The organism is Coleofasciculus sp. G1-WW12-02, assembly GCF_040219735.1.
In the GTDB taxonomy this organism is placed as follows: domain Bacteria; phylum Cyanobacteriota; class Cyanobacteriia; order Cyanobacteriales; family Coleofasciculaceae; genus Coleofasciculus.
Map to the genome: position 1 here is coordinate 26,456 of NZ_JAVJRX010000119.1, position 15,937 is coordinate 42,392.

General features: G+C 44.3%; 12 protein-coding genes. All 12 read left to right on the forward strand.

From position 1 onward, the window contains the following. The first annotated feature begins 51 nt into the window (after positions 1-51). Positions 52-594: an EF-hand domain-containing protein gene (locus RID09_RS19525; RefSeq protein ID WP_446337586.1), complete on the forward strand. Its 543-nt coding sequence runs from the start codon at positions 52-54 to the stop codon at positions 592-594. Between the two features lie 188 nt (positions 595-782). Continuing rightward, positions 783-2,765, forward strand: coding sequence for a prenyltransferase/squalene oxidase repeat-containing protein (locus RID09_RS19530; RefSeq protein ID WP_446337587.1), 1,983 nt, complete (start codon positions 783-785; stop codon positions 2,763-2,765). 50 nt (positions 2,766-2,815) lie between these two features. Then, positions 2,816-3,919: a cupin-like domain-containing protein gene (locus RID09_RS19535; protein ID WP_446337588.1), complete on the forward strand. Its 1,104-nt coding sequence runs from the start codon at positions 2,816-2,818 to the stop codon at positions 3,917-3,919. A 43-nt stretch (positions 3,920-3,962) separates the two neighbouring features. Then, the gene (locus RID09_RS19540; RefSeq protein ID WP_446337589.1) at positions 3,963-5,324 is read left to right on the forward strand and encodes a cytochrome P450; all 1,362 of its coding nucleotides are present in this window, start codon (positions 3,963-3,965) and stop codon (positions 5,322-5,324) included. 74 nt (positions 5,325-5,398) lie between these two features. After that, on the forward strand, positions 5,399-6,760 hold the full coding sequence (locus tag RID09_RS19545) for a cytochrome P450 (protein WP_446337590.1): 1,362 nt from the start codon (positions 5,399-5,401) through the stop codon (positions 6,758-6,760). Between the two features lie 56 nt (positions 6,761-6,816). Beyond that, on the forward strand, positions 6,817-7,680 hold the full coding sequence (locus tag RID09_RS19550; protein WP_446337591.1) for a squalene/phytoene synthase family protein: 864 nt from the start codon (positions 6,817-6,819) through the stop codon (positions 7,678-7,680). Positions 7,681-7,833: 153 nt separating this feature from the next. Further along, on the forward strand, positions 7,834-9,231 hold the full coding sequence (locus RID09_RS19555; protein WP_446337592.1) for a cytochrome P450: 1,398 nt from the start codon (positions 7,834-7,836) through the stop codon (positions 9,229-9,231). Between the two features lie 37 nt (positions 9,232-9,268). Next, positions 9,269-10,309 carry an SDR family NAD(P)-dependent oxidoreductase gene (locus RID09_RS19560; RefSeq protein WP_446337593.1) on the forward strand — a complete coding sequence of 347 codons (1,041 nt, stop codon included), beginning with the start codon at positions 9,269-9,271 and terminating at the stop codon, positions 10,307-10,309. Positions 10,310-10,351: 42 nt separating this feature from the next. Continuing rightward, positions 10,352-12,016 (forward strand): FAD-dependent oxidoreductase, encoded by a 1,665-nt coding sequence (locus RID09_RS19565; protein ID WP_446337594.1) that lies wholly within the window; start codon positions 10,352-10,354, stop codon positions 12,014-12,016. 61 nt (positions 12,017-12,077) lie between these two features. After that, entirely contained in the window at positions 12,078-13,439 is a 1,362-nt protein-coding gene (locus RID09_RS19570) for a cytochrome P450 (protein ID WP_446337595.1), read from the forward strand. Between the two features lie 219 nt (positions 13,440-13,658). Beyond that, entirely contained in the window at positions 13,659-14,678 is a 1,020-nt protein-coding gene (locus RID09_RS19575; RefSeq protein WP_446337596.1) for a Rieske 2Fe-2S domain-containing protein, read from the forward strand. Positions 14,679-14,773: 95 nt separating this feature from the next. Then, on the forward strand, positions 14,774-15,907 hold the full coding sequence (locus RID09_RS19580; RefSeq protein WP_446337597.1) for a hypothetical protein: 1,134 nt from the start codon (positions 14,774-14,776) through the stop codon (positions 15,905-15,907). Positions 15,908-15,937 lie beyond the last annotated feature (30 nt).

Sequence of the window (15,937 nt, forward strand, 5' to 3'; positions counted from 1 at the left end):
ATAAATTAGAGAATTCCAGTTTTTGGGAAAACTAATTTAGGAGAACGTGAAATGATAAGTGAACTTCGCAAGAAAAAGCTGACAAAAGTTTTCAATACACTCGATTCTGATGGAAGCGGTGTTATCACCAAAGCCGATCTAGAGAAATCTTTTGAATCGACTGTCGCGATCCGAGGATATAAGCCGGGAACTTCTGAATATCAGAGTGCTTATGACCAGTCGGTCACCCAGCAATGGAATGATTTGGCGACAATGGATAGTAATAATGATGGCGAAGTAACTTTGGAGGAATTCATAGCTTACTATGATAAGCCAGCTAGTGATCCGACTTTGAATCAGCTTATTGCTGCAGGTGGAGAAGTCTTATTTTCCATGGGTGATGCGGATGGTAGCGGTCAAATTGGCCTGTCCGAGTTCAAACAGATGAATGCCGCATGGCAGTCTGATGAAGGTCAAGCCGAGGCAACGTTTACCCAACTTGATCAAAATGGGGATGGCTCCATCAGTAAAGAAGAGTTCTTGGCACATTGTAAAGACTTCTTCTTTAGCGATGACCCAAAGGCTCCTGGCAATTTAATTTTAGGACCTGTATAAATTGGTAATAAGCCGAATTTTGATGGCAATTGCTGGGTATTCATGGCATTGCATCTCAGATTATTGGGCTTAGAAGTTACATCTAATTTTTACTATCAAGCGAAGCTTGCTATGAATTGTACTTGTACAAGTTAAACTCTCAGTGAGAACAAGCTTCCTTGATAGCTTCTTTGATTCCTGCTTAAGCTATGAATGCAAATACCGTTGATGTAACAAATCAAATAATTGAACCTTTAGATGGGATCAAGGCTTTACAGCTTGGCATTCAAGCACTCCTGGGGCATCAGGCTGATCAAGGTTCCTGGGAAGGGGAGGTTGTTTGGTGTCCCATGTTGGCAGCCCAGTATGCCCTAATGTGTTACATCACCCAGGTATCTATACCCGCTCAACGCCGAGAAGCCCTATTGCAGCAGTTTGGCTCTACACGCTTGTCCGATGGATTATGGGGGTTACATGAGAAGTCTTCACCCTATTTATTTGTCACTAGCCTAGTCTATGTCGCAGCACGTCTTTTAGGTGTGCCACCCAAAGATCCATTGTTGCAGCCAGCGGGGCAATTTATCCGTTCTCAAGGAGGTGTCATTTCCATTCCCACCTGGGGCAAGTTCTGGTTGGCGATGCTAAACCTTTACAACTGGCGTGGCGTTAATCCGATCTTGCCGGAAGTTTGGTTATTGCCGAAAAGCTTAACCATTCACCCGTCTAAATACTATTGCCATACTCGTCTGATTTATCTGGGGATGGCTTATGTGTATGGGTGCAAATTTCAGGTGCCTTTAACACCAATTATCTCAGCGCTGCGTTCAGAGCTTTATGTGCAGGAATACGAGAAGGTTAACTTTGGGGTTGCCCGGAAAAAACTCAGAGCTGAGGAAACATATAGTCCTCCAAGTCTGGTGCTACGTGGATTTTATAATATAGCAACTGTCTGCGATCGCTGGCATCTTCCCAACCTGCGAAAACGAGTCCTCTGCCAGATGCTTGAGCTAATTCGCTGGGAACTACACACCACCAATTACACTAGCATTTCCCCAGTTAGTGGTTTGCTCAATCTCATTGCTTTATGGTTGCACGATCCCAACGATGGCGATCGACATCAAGCCCTAAAAGCGTTTGAGGGCTGGATGTGGGAAGACAAGCAGCAAGGGCTGAGAATCGCCGGAGCCCGTAGTAGTACCTGGGATAGTAGTTTTGCGGTACAAGCCCTACAAGCAGCTAGCTCTCATATAGATGTGGCGAGTCACCTAGAGAAAGGGCAAAAATTCCTTGCCAGCCAGCAAATTCGCCAAACCTTCCCAAAGTTTGCCGAAAACTACCGCATTGATCCCCAAGGCGGGTTTTGTTTTGCTGGGGTTTGGCATGGTTGGCCCGTGAGCGACTGTACGGCGGAAGCCTTACTTGCCCTTCTTGATGCCCCCTCAAAAGTAATCCCCGAATCAGATTTAGAGGATGCTGTTTACTTTTTGCTGCGATGTCAGAATCAGGATGGGGGATTTGGCAGTTATGAGCGGCGAAAAATCGTCTCGACATTGGAATTGATTAATCCAGCCGAGATGTTTGCTAACTCGATGACAGAACGTTCTTATATCGAGTGTACGGCTTCTTGCCTTGCTGCTCTGGGGCAGTTTCGCTGTCGTTTACCCAACAAGCTTGAACACCCATTAAACGGAGTAATTGAACGGGCGAAATTATGGCTGCGTCGCCAGCAACAGCCAGACGGTTCTTGGTCTGGTTTCTGGGGAGTCAACTTTATTTATGGTACGATGTTTGGCATCCAAGGTTTGTTGGCTGCGGGAACTCCAACCTACGATCCGGCGATTCGCAGAGCTTGTAATTGGTTAGTAGACAAACAGAAATCTGATGGAGGTTGGGGAGAGCATTTCCAGGGATGTTTAACCAAGCAATATGTAGAGCATCATGAAAGTCAGGTAATTCAAACGGCTTGGGCTTTGAAAGCTTTATTAGAAGCCAAATCAGCAGCATGGACAGCCATTGAGGCAGGGGCTAAGTTTTTAGTCAATATGCAGTTAGACAATGGGGAATGGCCTGATCAAGATCCTGCTGGCGTTTTCTTTAGTACAGCCTTACTGGACTATACCCTTTACCGCAGCTACTTCCCGATATGGGCTTTAGCTCTATACGAATCCCGTCGTCAAGAACGGATCGGGTAGATAAATTTAATCTGTATTTATAGACAATAAAAATTACTAATTGCATTCTTATGACACAGGCAAAAATAGCAGCAGAGCTTTTTAACACAGCAGCACTAGGTATCGACCCTTATCATCCCCAAAACGATTTTTCAAGCAATTTAGGGATGAATCTGGTTTGGACGGCGCGATTTATGACCAGAAATGAAAATGTTTTTAAGGGGCTAGAAAACTCAATTCATCAAAGAATGATGAAGGCTGAGCCTCAAGAAGCTGGAGGACTATATGAGATTCCTTGTATATATCCAGAAAATATTGAAAAATTTAACTTACCCCAACTGATTTCTAGTAATTTTCCAATCGTAATCAAAGGAATATTGAGAGATTCTTTTGCCGTCAATCATTGGTCACTTGATTATCTGAAAGAGAAATATGGAGACGCGCTAATTCCCTATCTGGAAGACAAAAGTGAAAAAAAAGAATACGATGGAACACCCCATTATCAAAACAACGAGATTGCTAAAATTGAGCTAAGTAATCTTGTCCATAGTATTCGTTCAGGAGAGCGCAAGCACGCCATATCTTGTGCCTCTATATTTGGACTCTATGCAAACATTTTAGAAGAAGTGGGGTTTCATAAAATTGAGGATATTTTTCGTTGTCAGATACTGCGTCCCGAATTATTTATAGCAGGTTCTCAAAGTTCTACTTATTTCCATTGTGCGGCTGGAGGCAATATTTTTTGCCAGCTTCATGGAAAGAAACGATGGGTTTTTGTTGCACCTTGGCATTCGGCTTGGATGTATCCTAATGTGGGTCATAATCCTTCAGCAACATCGTTTATTTCACCGGTGGTTACTAAAAAGCAGGAAAAGGACTCTTCCCGTTATCCGTTGTACAATTTCATACCCAAATATACCGTTAGCTTAAACCCTGGTGATATTCTATTTAATCCTCCTTGGTGGTGGCATGAGGTCACTAACCTCAGTGAAACAATTGGAATGCCCCTTAGAGTTCCTTCGGGAGGAAGTTTTCAGCTAACAAACTTGCTCTATAATTGTTTCACGATTTTTGGTTCTTCCGTTGCCATTGAGGCAATGTCAAAAATCCTCAAAAATCAACTAGATGTTGATGATAAAAGAGTTATAGAGGCTTTTCCCAAGAAGAAAATTTAAGAATATCAATAAGTAAATCAAGATTACAAAAGGGAAAATATTTGTGAGTCAGAAAACTATTAATTGTATAAGTCAAATCAACCATAAACTTAAACCTCCTCTCGTTCCAGGATTACCAGTTTTAGGTAACGCAATCGAGTTGACCAATGATTCAATTGGATTCTTTGTTAAAAACTATCAACGCTTAGGATCAATTTTTAGCATCCAAGCTCTAAATCAAAACTATATTGTTTTGGCTGGCCCAGAAGCTAATCACTTCATGTCACAAGTCGGTGATGATTACTTAAGCTCTCGTGAAATATGGTCTAAGATTATTCCCGAATACGGCACAGACGTGTTCGTTTCAGCTCTGGAAGGAGCATCGCATCGCCATCTCCGCCAGGTGATGAATCGAGGTTATTCCCGTGAAGCTATCCTACCCCATTTGCCTCTGTTGGTAAAAACCACCGAACAAGTGGCGGATAGATGGCAGATCGGAAAACGAATTAAAGTCATCGATGTGATGCGGTATCTCGTGGTGGAACAGTTGGGTTTAGCCCTGGCTCATCAGCCATCTGTGGATTATTTGCATGATTTGAGGCTGTTTTTTTGTACCAACCTCAACGTCACATTTAAGGGCTGGCCGCAAATAACTCAACGCTTGCCAAATTATTTAAAGGCAAAAGCACGAGTTGTGGAATTAGGGCGAGAAATTATTGCCAACCATCGCACTCATCAAACGAGCGATCAAGAACGGGATTTTATTGATGATTTGTTGGCAGCAACGGACGAAAATGGACAACCTTTTGCAGAGGAAGTCCTTGTGGCTCAAGCTTTTAGTATCTATTTTGCTGGCATGGAAACGGCTGCCAATATTTGTACTTTTATGCTGTTTGCCCTATTGAGACATCCAGAGGTGTTAGAGCGCGTTACAGCAGAAGTGGATGCTGTTTTAGCAGAAAAACCCTTGAGCGCGTCGGCTTTTAGAGAGATGAAATCTCTGCATGGTGCAGCAATGGAAACTTTGCGAATGTATCCCATAACGTTGGCATTACCGCGCTCCGCGAAAAAGTCATTTGAATTTGCTGGCTGCTCTGTGGCAGAAAAGGAGCGAGTCATCGTCGCAACCACTGTCTCCCATTTTTTACCGCAATTTTTTCCGAATCCCTATACGTTTGACATTGATCGCTATCACGAACCTCGAAATGAGCATCAGCAGCCCGGTGCTTATGCCCCATTTGGTTTGGGAGATCACATTTGCTTAGGCAAAGGAATGGCTGAAATTCAAATCATGACCATCATGGCAACATTATTGAGCCGAGTTAGATTGGCAATTGATCCGCCCACTTACAAGCTCAAAACTATCTACAATCCCAATCCCTGTCCGAAAAACTTCTGGGTACGCCTGATTGAGCATCGTCAGTGAAAATGTTTGGCTCCGTATTTGCTTGGTTATCTTTAATACCGATAATTGTTAAAATTTAAAGTGGGAATAAATCTATGATAGAAAAAATTGCGACTTGGGAAAGGGGAAAGAATCAGAAGCTTAAACCGCCTATTGTGCCGGGACTTCCATGGTTGGGAAATGCCCTGGGACTAACTAATGATTTTGTCGGTTTCTTAGTTAAGAGTTATCAGGAGTTTGGTTCTATTTTCCGTGTCAATGTGCCGAACCAATCTTTTACAATCATTGCTGGATCTGAAGCCAACAATTTCATGTCCCAAGTCGGTGATAACTACTTAACATTGGATGAAATATGGAAAAGCTATTCCCAAGAATATGGTACAGATGTTTTTATTTCCCGAATGGAAGGGGCAGCCCATCGCCACCTGCGCCAGGTGCTGAATCGAGGTTATTCCCGGGAAGCTATTCTAGCCCATTTGCCCCTGTTAGTAAAAACCACTGAACAAATGACCGATCAGTGGCAGATTGGACAACGGATCAAAGTCATTGATATCATCCGGCAACTTGTGGTCAGGCAACTGGGTCTAGCCTTAGCCAATTATGAATCTGACGATTATTTTCATGATTTGCGACATTTTTTCTGTGTCAATATCAATGTGGCATTCAAGGGTTGGTCAGAAAAAGCACTGCGTCGCCGAGATTATCTGAAAGCGAAAGCACGAGTGATGGAACTAGGTAGAAAGCTGATTGCCAACCATCGTGCTATTCCGCCCATCGACCGAGAACGAAATTTTATTGATGATTTGCTAGAATCAACGGACGAAAATGGACAACCTTTTTCTGAAGTAGCCCTAATTCCTCAAGTGCTCAGTCCTTTTTTAGGTGGGATGGAAACTACAGCCAATATCTGTACTTTTATGCTTTTTGCTCTGTTGAACAATCCCGATGTTTTGGATCGGGTTACGGCAGAAATAGATGCTGTTTTGGCAGAACAACGCTTGAGTGCATCGGCTCTTAGAGAGATGAAATCTCTGCATGGTACAGCAATGGAAACGTTGCGGATGTATCCTTCTAGCCCAGTTCTGCCCCGTTCAGCTAGAGAATCTTTTGAATTTGCTGGGTATTCTGTCGAACGCGGAGAACAAGTCATGGTTGCCACCAGTGTCTGCCATTTTTTACCGCAATTTTTTCCGAATCCCTATACGTTTGACATCGATCGCTATCACGAACCTCGAAATGAGCATCAGCAGCCCGGTGTTTATGCCCCATTTGGTTTGGGCGCTCATGTTTGTCTGGCGAAACGAATGACTGAAATTCAAATTATGACCCTAATGGCAACATTATTGAGCCGAGTTAAATTGGAAATTGATCCGCCCACTTACAAGCTAAAAACTATCTACAATCCGAATCTCTGTCCGAAAAACTTCTGGGTGCGGCTGGTGGAACGTCGCCAATAATCACTAACGCATTACTTAATCTGTTAATCTAAATTTATCAAGGATATCTTAACTTAATGAATTCTCTAAATCATAAGTCTCAAAATAACTTTCACAATGATGCGTTGGCAGTTCTCAAGCAAACCAGTCGAACCTTTTACATTCCAACAGTTCTTCTGCCATCAGAGTTACAAGAGGCGGTTATGTCCGCCTATCTATGTATGAGAGCCATCGATGAAATTGAAGACCATTCGCAATTAGATAACGCGACAAAATCATTGTTATTGCGTCGGGTGAGTGAGACATTGCAAGAAGGAACAGATCAGTTTTATCCAGGGGCGTTCTCAGAACTGAAGCTTTACCAAAATGTTCTCCCTGAAGTCACCCTCCGCATCCAGGAATGGGCTTTACTTGCCCCTAAAAGGATTTGGCCTCGGATTTGGGACACAACGGCAGCCATGGCAGACCGGATGGCTTACTGGGCGGATAGAAACTGGACAATTAACACAGAAGCCGATTTAAACCGATACACATTTAGCGTAGCGGGTGCGGTGGGATTATTACTTTCTGAATTGTGGTCGTGGTATGACAACACCCAGACTAACCGCATCCAGGCGATAGGATTTGGTCGAGGTTTACAAGCGGTGAATATTCTGCGTAACCATGGTGAAGACTTAACCCGTGGGGTTGATTTCTTTCCCCGAGACTGGGATCAAGCTCATATGCTAACCTATGCCCGTGGTAATCTTGCCCTTGCTGATGCTTATACCGATGCTCTACCCCAAGGACCAGCCCTGGACTTTTGTAGTATTCCACTAGCTCTAGCCCATGCAACTCTCGATGCTCTATCCCAGGGTCAAGCCAAACTGAGTCGCACTGATGTCATGGCAATTCTTGAAGAAATTGCTCACCAGAAAAGAATAATTACAGCAACTGTTTAAAAACACCGAACTGACTCTAGTGATAAGCTAAAATTAGCCTCAGCGGCTGAATTTCTAAGCATTACTCAGGGGGTTGCTCTTGGCAGATTAATCTCAAAATTAATTTGACTATTTTTCCAGTTCAATTTCAAACTCAACAGGAGATTCTAATTAATGGTTTTACCGGATGGTCCGAAAACTCCAGGTTGGTTACAAACCCTACAGTGGAATGTAGATTGTATCGAATATGCAGAAACCGCAGCCCAACGTTATGGAGATATTTTCACGGGAAAATTTTGGTTTAATGCCGAACCTGCTGTGGTAATTGGTAACCCTCAAGCTGTGGAACAGATTTTTACAAAGTTGACCCAGCATTTCGATCCATTTATTGGTGAAAGTCGCGATTTAATCAGACCGTTGGTTGGGGATTATTCCTTGTTAACACTGCAAGATCGGAATCAATATCAACGCCATCGCAAATTATTAATGCCTCATTTTCATGGAGAGCGACTACAAAGTTATGGTCAAAAAATCTGCCAGGTGACAAAAGAAGTCATGCAGGAATTAACTCCAGGCACAACATTTGATGCCTGTGCCGTCATGGGAGACATCTCAATGGAGTCTATGTTCCGGGTTGTGTTTGGTTTGGAAAAAGGAAGTACCTCATCCCGGTTAAAGCAATTATTTATTGATTTACTGGACTACATTACCTCTCCAGGAAAAGGAATTTTCATGTATCTGCCTTTTTTGCAAAAGGATCTAGGCCCCTGGAGTCCCTGGGGATATTTCAAGCGAATTAAAGCAGAAATTGACCTGGTTTTGTACCAAGAAATTGCTCATCGTCGTCAGAACCTTGACTCAGATAAAGATGATATTCTGACCATGCTATTGACCGCACGGGATGAAGAAGGTCAACCCATGACTGATGAAGAACTTCACTCCGAATTACTCACCTTCTTAACCAGTGGCTATAAACCCATTGCTATGGCAGTCGCTTGGGCATTGTATTGGGTTCACCGTACCCCACCAGTCTGTCATCAACTGATCGATCACTTAACTCAACTGGGTGAAAATCCCAATGCCATGAGTCTGGCGCAACACCCTTATCTTAAGGCAGTTTGCCAGGAAACAATGAGAATTAATCCAATTGTACCGATCATATCGCCTCAAAAAGTTAAATCTCCGGTAGAGGTGATGGGATACCAATTAGAGCCAGGGTGGATAGTGATTCCCTGTAATTATTTGATTCATCATCGAGAAGACTTGTACCCCGAACACGACCAATTTAAACCAGAGCGCTTTCTGGAACGGGACTATTCGGCTTACGAATATGTTCCTTTTGGACCAGGTATGCGTCGTTGTCTTGGTTCAGAGTTTGCCTATTTTGAAATGAAACTGGTACTGGGTACGATTTTGTCTGACTACGACTTGGAATTAGTCGATCCTCGACCCCTAAAACCTAAAGTGAAAGGCTTTGTTGTTGCCCCTGATAGAGGGGTACAAATGGTGCTCAAAGGTCGCAAAGGTCAAGGTAGCGGGCAATCTCTCACGAGTGAAGCTTTGGTTAATTGATAGGAATTTGGTTTTCACGCAGAATAGGGAGTCAACCATGACAATTTTGGTGACAGGGGCAAGCGGCCACTTGGGAGCCAATCTGGTTCGTCGCTTGCTCAAAGACGGTCAAAGGGTACGGGTTTTGCAGTGGGAGTCCGATAATAATCTGGCGATTGAGGGCTTGGACTTAGAGCGAGTGTCTGGGGACTTGAGAGATTGGTCTGCAGTTGTCAAAGCCGTTCGGGGATGCGATCGCATTTATCACTGTGCGGCGAAAGTTTCTACCCTCCATGGCAATGCTAGTTTCAAACAAGAAATCTACGATTGTAACGTCCTGGGAACAATCCATATCCTACGGGCAGCCCTGGAAGCCGGTGTGTCCCGTGTTGTCGTCACTAGCTCCGGTTTTGCCCTAGGCAAGCTGCTTGATCAAGCCAGTGATGAAACGGTTCCCTTCCATCCTTTTGCCCCTCATTCTCCCTACGAATTAACCAAAGTTTTTGCCGAACATGAGTGTTTAAAGGCATTTGCCGACGGACTGGATGTGGTGATTGTCATCCCTTGGGTAATAGTTGGACTCAACGACTTCCAACCGTCTCCCTTGGGACAAACCCTGATCAATTTTGCCAATGGAAAGTTACCAGCCTATACGACAGGAGGTGCCGAGTTTGTAGCCATAAACGATATTGTTTCTGGGCATATTCTGTCCATGGAAAAGGGACGAGCTGGACAAAAGTATAGCTTCAGCACTCAATTTTTAACTGTGGATGAAATGATGATCATTTACGAAGAGGTCACGGGACGCCCTCGTCCTCTGATCCGCTTGCCAGTTTCAGCCAGCCTGAGAATGGCAAAAATAACGGATGCATTGTTGAATTCATTTTTTCCGAATAAGCCACGGGTTCTCAATGCAACAGATTTGAGGATTTTAGAGACTCGTCTGAGAACGGATTGTCGTAAGGCAATTTACGAGCTAGGGTATCAACCTACCTCGATTAAACAGTCAGTTCGCGAAGCCTACGAAGACTTTGTGCGTCGGGGTTTGATTGTCAATCCCACCCTCAACCCCAAATTACAGACTCAACCATCGCTTTAGATTTTATAGAAGAAGATTAGAAATTATAGTATGTAACGATTAATGTCACGCTGGGATTATACAAAAGATATTGTTGTGGTTGGGTCAGGCGCCGGCGGGATGACGGCGGCACTGGTGGCAGGCGATCGCCAAAATCAGGCGATCGTGCTAGAAAAGTCCCCAGTCTATGGGGGGTCTACTGCCCTATCCGGTGGCGGAATCTGGGTTCCCTGCAATCATCTCATGGCTGAAGCCGGGATTGATGATTCTGGTGAAGAAGCTATGGCTTATTTGCAAGCCGTCACCCAATCTCAGGTAGCAGCACAACGGTTGCAAGCCTATGTCCAGCAGGCAGCAACCCTGGTTAAATATCTGGCGAAAAATTCCCATGTACAGTTTGAAATTTTACCTGGTCTTTCCGATTATTATGCAGAACATTACGGCGGCAAACAAGAAGGAGGACGGACGTTAATCGCCAAACCCTTCGATCGACGTCAGCTTGGCATCTTGGCCAAAAACCTACGCCAACCTCATCCACAAACTCTAATTTGGGGTCGAATTACTGTGACTCCCCAGGAAGCCAGCCAGATGGTCAATTCTTCTTTCCCAGGAAGATTGAATGCTGCCTATATTCTCAGTCAATATTTTTTAAATCCTCGCCGTTTACTAGGTCGATATGATTCCCGATTAACCATGGGAAACGCCCTGATTGGTCGATTACGGTTATCTCTTGCCGATCGCAATATTCCGGTTTGGCTCAACACATCTGTGCAACAACTTATGATTGAAAATAATCAGGTTGTCGGGGTAAAAGGCGAACAAAACGGCAAAAGTCTAATGATTCGCGCCAAGAAAGGGGTAATATTGGCTAGTGGTGGTTTTGCTCGGAATAAGTTCATGCGATCGCAGTATCAACGCCATCCCATTTCTGACCGATGGACAGCCGCCAACCCAGATAATATGGGGGATGGGATTCGTATGGGAATGAGCGTTGGAGCTGAATGCGAACTCATGGAATCAGCCTGGTGGACGCCCACAAGCGTTGTACCTGGAAGCCAATATGCTTATGTACTGATTATTGAGAAATCCTTACCCGGTAGCATGATGGTCAACAGTCAAGGAAAACGGTTCACCAATGAAGCCGATCCCTACATTGATGTTGTCAAAGATATGTACAAAACTGATAGTGTTCCCGCTTTTTTTGTTTTCGATCGCCGATTTCGCTATCAATATCCCACCGGACCACTAATGCCCGGTTTGACCCCGAAAAAATATATTGATAATGGCTATATTCAGGTGGCTAACACGATTGAAGACTTAGGCAAAAAATGTGGCATTGAACCCCAAGGGTTAATCGAAACGACTCGAAAAATGAACCAGTATGCCGTAACAGGTCTTGACCTGGATTTTCATAGAGGAGATAACAGTTATAACCGTTACTATGGTGATACTAGAGTTAAGCCTAATCCTTGTTTAGGCGCGATTGATTGCCCGCCTTTTTATGCGGTTAAAGTCTTTCCAGGAGATTTGGGAACCAAAGGAGGCTTAAAAACTGATGAGAATGCCCGCGTACTCAGAAAAGATGGTTCGGCGATCGCGGGACTTTATGCCATTGGCAATGTTTCGGCTTCGGTTATGGGCGATACCTATCCTGGAGGGGGAGCCACAATTGGTCCTGCCATGACATTTGGCTATATCGCTGCCTGCCATGCTACGTCAGATGGGTAGCAGAACGTTATCATCAATCATGCAATAAACTAACGGATTAAAGACATTATCAATTATCATTATGGCGACCACCTATACCCCCTCCCACCGGACAAAGAAATCTCCTCCCAGATTGAGTCATGGACTTCCTTATCTTGGTCATGCTTTAGAATTTGCTCGTGATCCGGTGGGATTACTCCACAAGGGGCGACAACAGTTTGGTGATATTTTTTCCTTTTCTTTGATGGGAAAACAAGTCACCGTACTTACCGGACCCAATGCCAATCAAGCTTTTTTTAAAGCTCCCGACAACCAACTTAGCGCCAGAGAAGCCTACAAATTTACGATTCCAATTTTTGGCAAAGGCATTGCCTATGATGCCAGTCCCGAAATCATGAGTGAGCAGATTAGCTTTGTCTTCCCGGCGATGCGGGAGGAGAGGATGCGAACCTATGCCCAGTTCATGACTGAAGAAGCCCAGGCATACTTTGACTCCTGGGGAAATTCTGGAGAGATAGACCTGCTTTGCGCCTGTAACGAGCTGACGATTTTTATTGCAGGTCGTTGTCTAATTGGTGAAGAGTTCCGCACCCATCTCACAACTGAGTTTGCTCAGTTGTACCATGACATAGAAGGCGCACTCCACCTCCTGGGCTTTTTCTGGCCCTATTTACCCCTCCCTTCTTTCCAGCGCCGGGACAAAGCTCGAATTCGCATGGTGGAATTAATTGCCGAGATCGTTGCCAATCGACGCAACCAAGGAATAGAGACAGAGGACTTCCTACAAACCTTGATCGCCGCTCAATATTCTGATGGCACTGCCCTATCCGAAGATAACATTACAGGCTTATTACTCACGCTATTATTTGCCGGACAACATACCAGTGCGGTATTAGCCGCCTGGACGGGGATATTATTGTTGCAACATCCCCAACATCTACCGGCAATTTTGCAGGAACAGCAACAGGTTTTTGGCGAAAACCCAGAAATCTCCCTCAGTGCCCTGGGTCAATTGTCTCATTTGGAAAGTGCCATTCGAGAAGCGGAACGGATGCGTCCGCCACTGGTCATGCTGATGCGGCAAATTTTAGAGGATTTTGAGTATGAAGACTATATGATGCCAGCAGGGGGTTTAGTCATGGTTTCATCGGCGGTTTCCCATCGAATCCCTGACGTTTTCCCAAATCCCGATCGCTACGATCCCAGCCGTTTTGCCCCCGGACGGGAGGAACACAGACAGCATCGATATGCCCTGATTGGATTTGGCGGTGGGCGGCACCGCTGTATTGGCGAGGCGTTTGCTTATCAGCAAGTTAAAGTGATTTGGAGCATTCTGTTACAGCACTTTGATTTGGAGTTGGTTCAAGCCAGCTACGAGCCGAACTATACAACTTGGGTTGTCGGGCCACGGCAACCCTGTTTAGTGCGTTATCAGCGTAAGTAAGCCTCTAATGCTTGTTAATTTCAATCGAAAAGACTGGGAACAAGCACGGGGTTAATTGTCGTGCCTTCAACTGGATTGTCAAATCTTGCCACATCGAGTAGCAAGATTTGACCTCTATCCCTCTCCGGCTTGCTTCGCTCTTATCCGGAGTCTCACGAGGTATACGATGAATAAAACATAATTAGCCCTTAAAAACTTTATTCAATTCTATTAATAACAATGATGGCATCCCGTTTTCCCTTTACATCTTTTCCCCGTGGCTGGTTCCGAATCGCCTACAGTGACGAACTGCGTCCAGGTCAGGTCAACCCACTCCGCTACTTCGGTCAAGACTTGGTACTTTTCCGCACCCAACAGGGTCAAGCTCACGTTCTCGATGCTCATTGTCCCCATCTGGGAGCCCATCTGGGTTATGGTGGCAAAGTCAAGGGCGAAACCATCCAATGTCCTTTCCACGGTTGGTGCTTGGAGGGTCAGGGGCAATGCGTTGATATTCCTTATGCCAGCAAAATTCCACCAAAAGCACAGATTCGAGCTTGGCCAGTTCGAGAAGTCAACGGCTTAATAATGATGTACTACAGTCCCGATCAAGAGCAACCAACCTGGGAAATGCCAGAACTCTCTGAATACAACTCAGAGGAATGGGTGATGCTCAAGCGCATCAGCTGGCGGAACATAAAAACTCACGTTCAAGAAATTGGAGAAAACGGTTCGGACATTGCTCACCTGACTTGTCGGCATCCTCAAGCCGTTATGGAATTTGACAGAGGGACTGCTCCAGAAATTAATGGACCATTTTTTACCTACCGCACCAATCCCTCCTACAAAAATAAATTTCCAATTCCGATGATTAACCCAAGGTTGACGGTTGCACATGAGTTTACCTGCTATGGTTTAGGGTTTTTAGCAACCCGCGTCCGGGTGAATGTATTGGGGGGAATATGGATACTATTCGATATATTTCCTACGCCCATTGATGAGGAGTATATTGAATTAAAAGGGGTTTTCGGGGTCAAGAAAATAGTGAATCGAGTAATTACTCGATTTATCGGGAGTGACCCAGCTCGTGAAGCCGAAATGGCCATTTATCAAGATATGCCAATGTGGGAAAACAAGCTTTACCGAAGCACTCCTAACCTCTGTGAGGGTGATGGTCCGATTACAGAATATCGACGATGGGTTCGCCAGTTCTACTCAGAACAAAAAAATCTGACTAAAGTTCTAGTACAGCAGTCGTGACTTTTATCATTAATTTTTTACCGGAGCTAAAAAATGAACAAATTCTGGGAAAGAATAAAATTTTGCTGGGCTAATATTAAGGTCGCACATAGAAAATGAACGATATTTTACAGTCAGTTAGTCTGTCTCGGCTATTGGATGCAATATTGATTTTTGTTGGCTTTATCGCCATCCTATTCATTGCCGCGAAATTTTTGCCGGGGAAAACATATCAAAATCGCGATACAGAAACAGATGGGACTACAAAATTATATAAACTCAATGGTCTTCTATTATTTGGGTTAGTTACTTTGTTTATGGGGATATCCACCTTATTATTTGACTGGTCTTTAGCTTTTATTCATCGATATTTTTGGGAATTATTAATTGTTGCTAATGGCTTTGCTTTGGCTTGGACATTGGTTTTATATTTAGGTGACAAACAGAGACAAGACTTGAATTCTCAGCCCAACCAGAAGGACTTATCAGAAAAAATATCATTGGGAAAACTTTTGAGCGATTTGTGGTTGGGCGTTGAACTCAATCCAACTTGGCTCGGTGTAGATTTAAAATTCTTCGCTTACCAGCCCTCTTTAATTGGTTTAGGATTGCTCAATGCCTCCTTTGCCTATGTGCAATATGAAACCTACGGAAGGGTTTCTCTGCAAATGTGGATTTTTGAAATATTTTGGTGGATTTATCTAGCCAGTCATTATTACTATGAGGAATGCGCCTTGTCGATGTGGGATATAATTGCCGAAAGATTTGGATTCATGCTGATCTGGGGTGATCTGGTTTTGGTGCCATTTTTCTATAGTATTGCTGGCTGGTTTCTAATCGATAAAATATCGCCATTGCCCTTAGCGATAGTTATTGGCATCTGTTTGCTTTATTGCTTCAGTTTGTGGCTATTTCGAGGGGCAAATCTCCAGAAGCATCGCTTTAAGAAAGACCCCAACGCAGAGATTTGGGGCAAGCCAGCTCAAAGCTTACAGGGAAAACTCCTCATTTCCGGTTGGTGGGGAGTGGGACGGAAACTCAACTATACCGGAGAAATTGGCGTTTATTTGGCGATCGCTCTGACAACGGGAACTCAATCGATAGTTCCCTATCTGCTTCCTTTGTGGCTCTGCTGCCTCCTGATCCATCGGTCCTGGCGCGACGAGCAACGCTGTCGTGCCAAGTACGGAGAGTTGTGGGAAACCTATTGCGATCGAGCTCAATTTAGAATGATTCCTTTCCTGTACTAAATCCCATTACTTTACTATAGACTTTATACT

What these genes read in the sequence shown, in the direction of transcription:
- RID09_RS19550 (WP_446337591.1), top strand. Translation starts at nt 6,817, where the DNA reads ATGAATTCTCTAAATCATAAGTCTCAAAATAACTTTCACAATGATGCG.
- RID09_RS19560 (WP_446337593.1), top strand. Translation starts at nt 9,269, where the DNA reads ATGACAATTTTGGTGACAGGGGCAAGCGGCCACTTGGGAGCCAATCTG.
- RID09_RS19570 (WP_446337595.1), top strand. Translation starts at nt 12,078, where the DNA reads ATGGCGACCACCTATACCCCCTCCCACCGGACAAAGAAATCTCCTCCC.
- RID09_RS19575 (WP_446337596.1), top strand. Translation starts at nt 13,659, where the DNA reads ATGATGGCATCCCGTTTTCCCTTTACATCTTTTCCCCGTGGCTGGTTC.
- RID09_RS19555 (WP_446337592.1), top strand. Translation starts at nt 7,834, where the DNA reads ATGGTTTTACCGGATGGTCCGAAAACTCCAGGTTGGTTACAAACCCTA.
- RID09_RS19525 (WP_446337586.1), top strand. Translation starts at nt 52, where the DNA reads ATGATAAGTGAACTTCGCAAGAAAAAGCTGACAAAAGTTTTCAATACA.
- RID09_RS19535 (WP_446337588.1), top strand. Translation starts at nt 2,816, where the DNA reads ATGACACAGGCAAAAATAGCAGCAGAGCTTTTTAACACAGCAGCACTA.
- RID09_RS19530 (WP_446337587.1), top strand. Translation starts at nt 783, where the DNA reads ATGAATGCAAATACCGTTGATGTAACAAATCAAATAATTGAACCTTTA.
- RID09_RS19580 (WP_446337597.1), top strand. Translation starts at nt 14,774, where the DNA reads ATGAACGATATTTTACAGTCAGTTAGTCTGTCTCGGCTATTGGATGCA.
- RID09_RS19565 (WP_446337594.1), top strand. Translation starts at nt 10,352, where the DNA reads ATGTCACGCTGGGATTATACAAAAGATATTGTTGTGGTTGGGTCAGGC.
- RID09_RS19545 (WP_446337590.1), top strand. Translation starts at nt 5,399, where the DNA reads ATGATAGAAAAAATTGCGACTTGGGAAAGGGGAAAGAATCAGAAGCTT.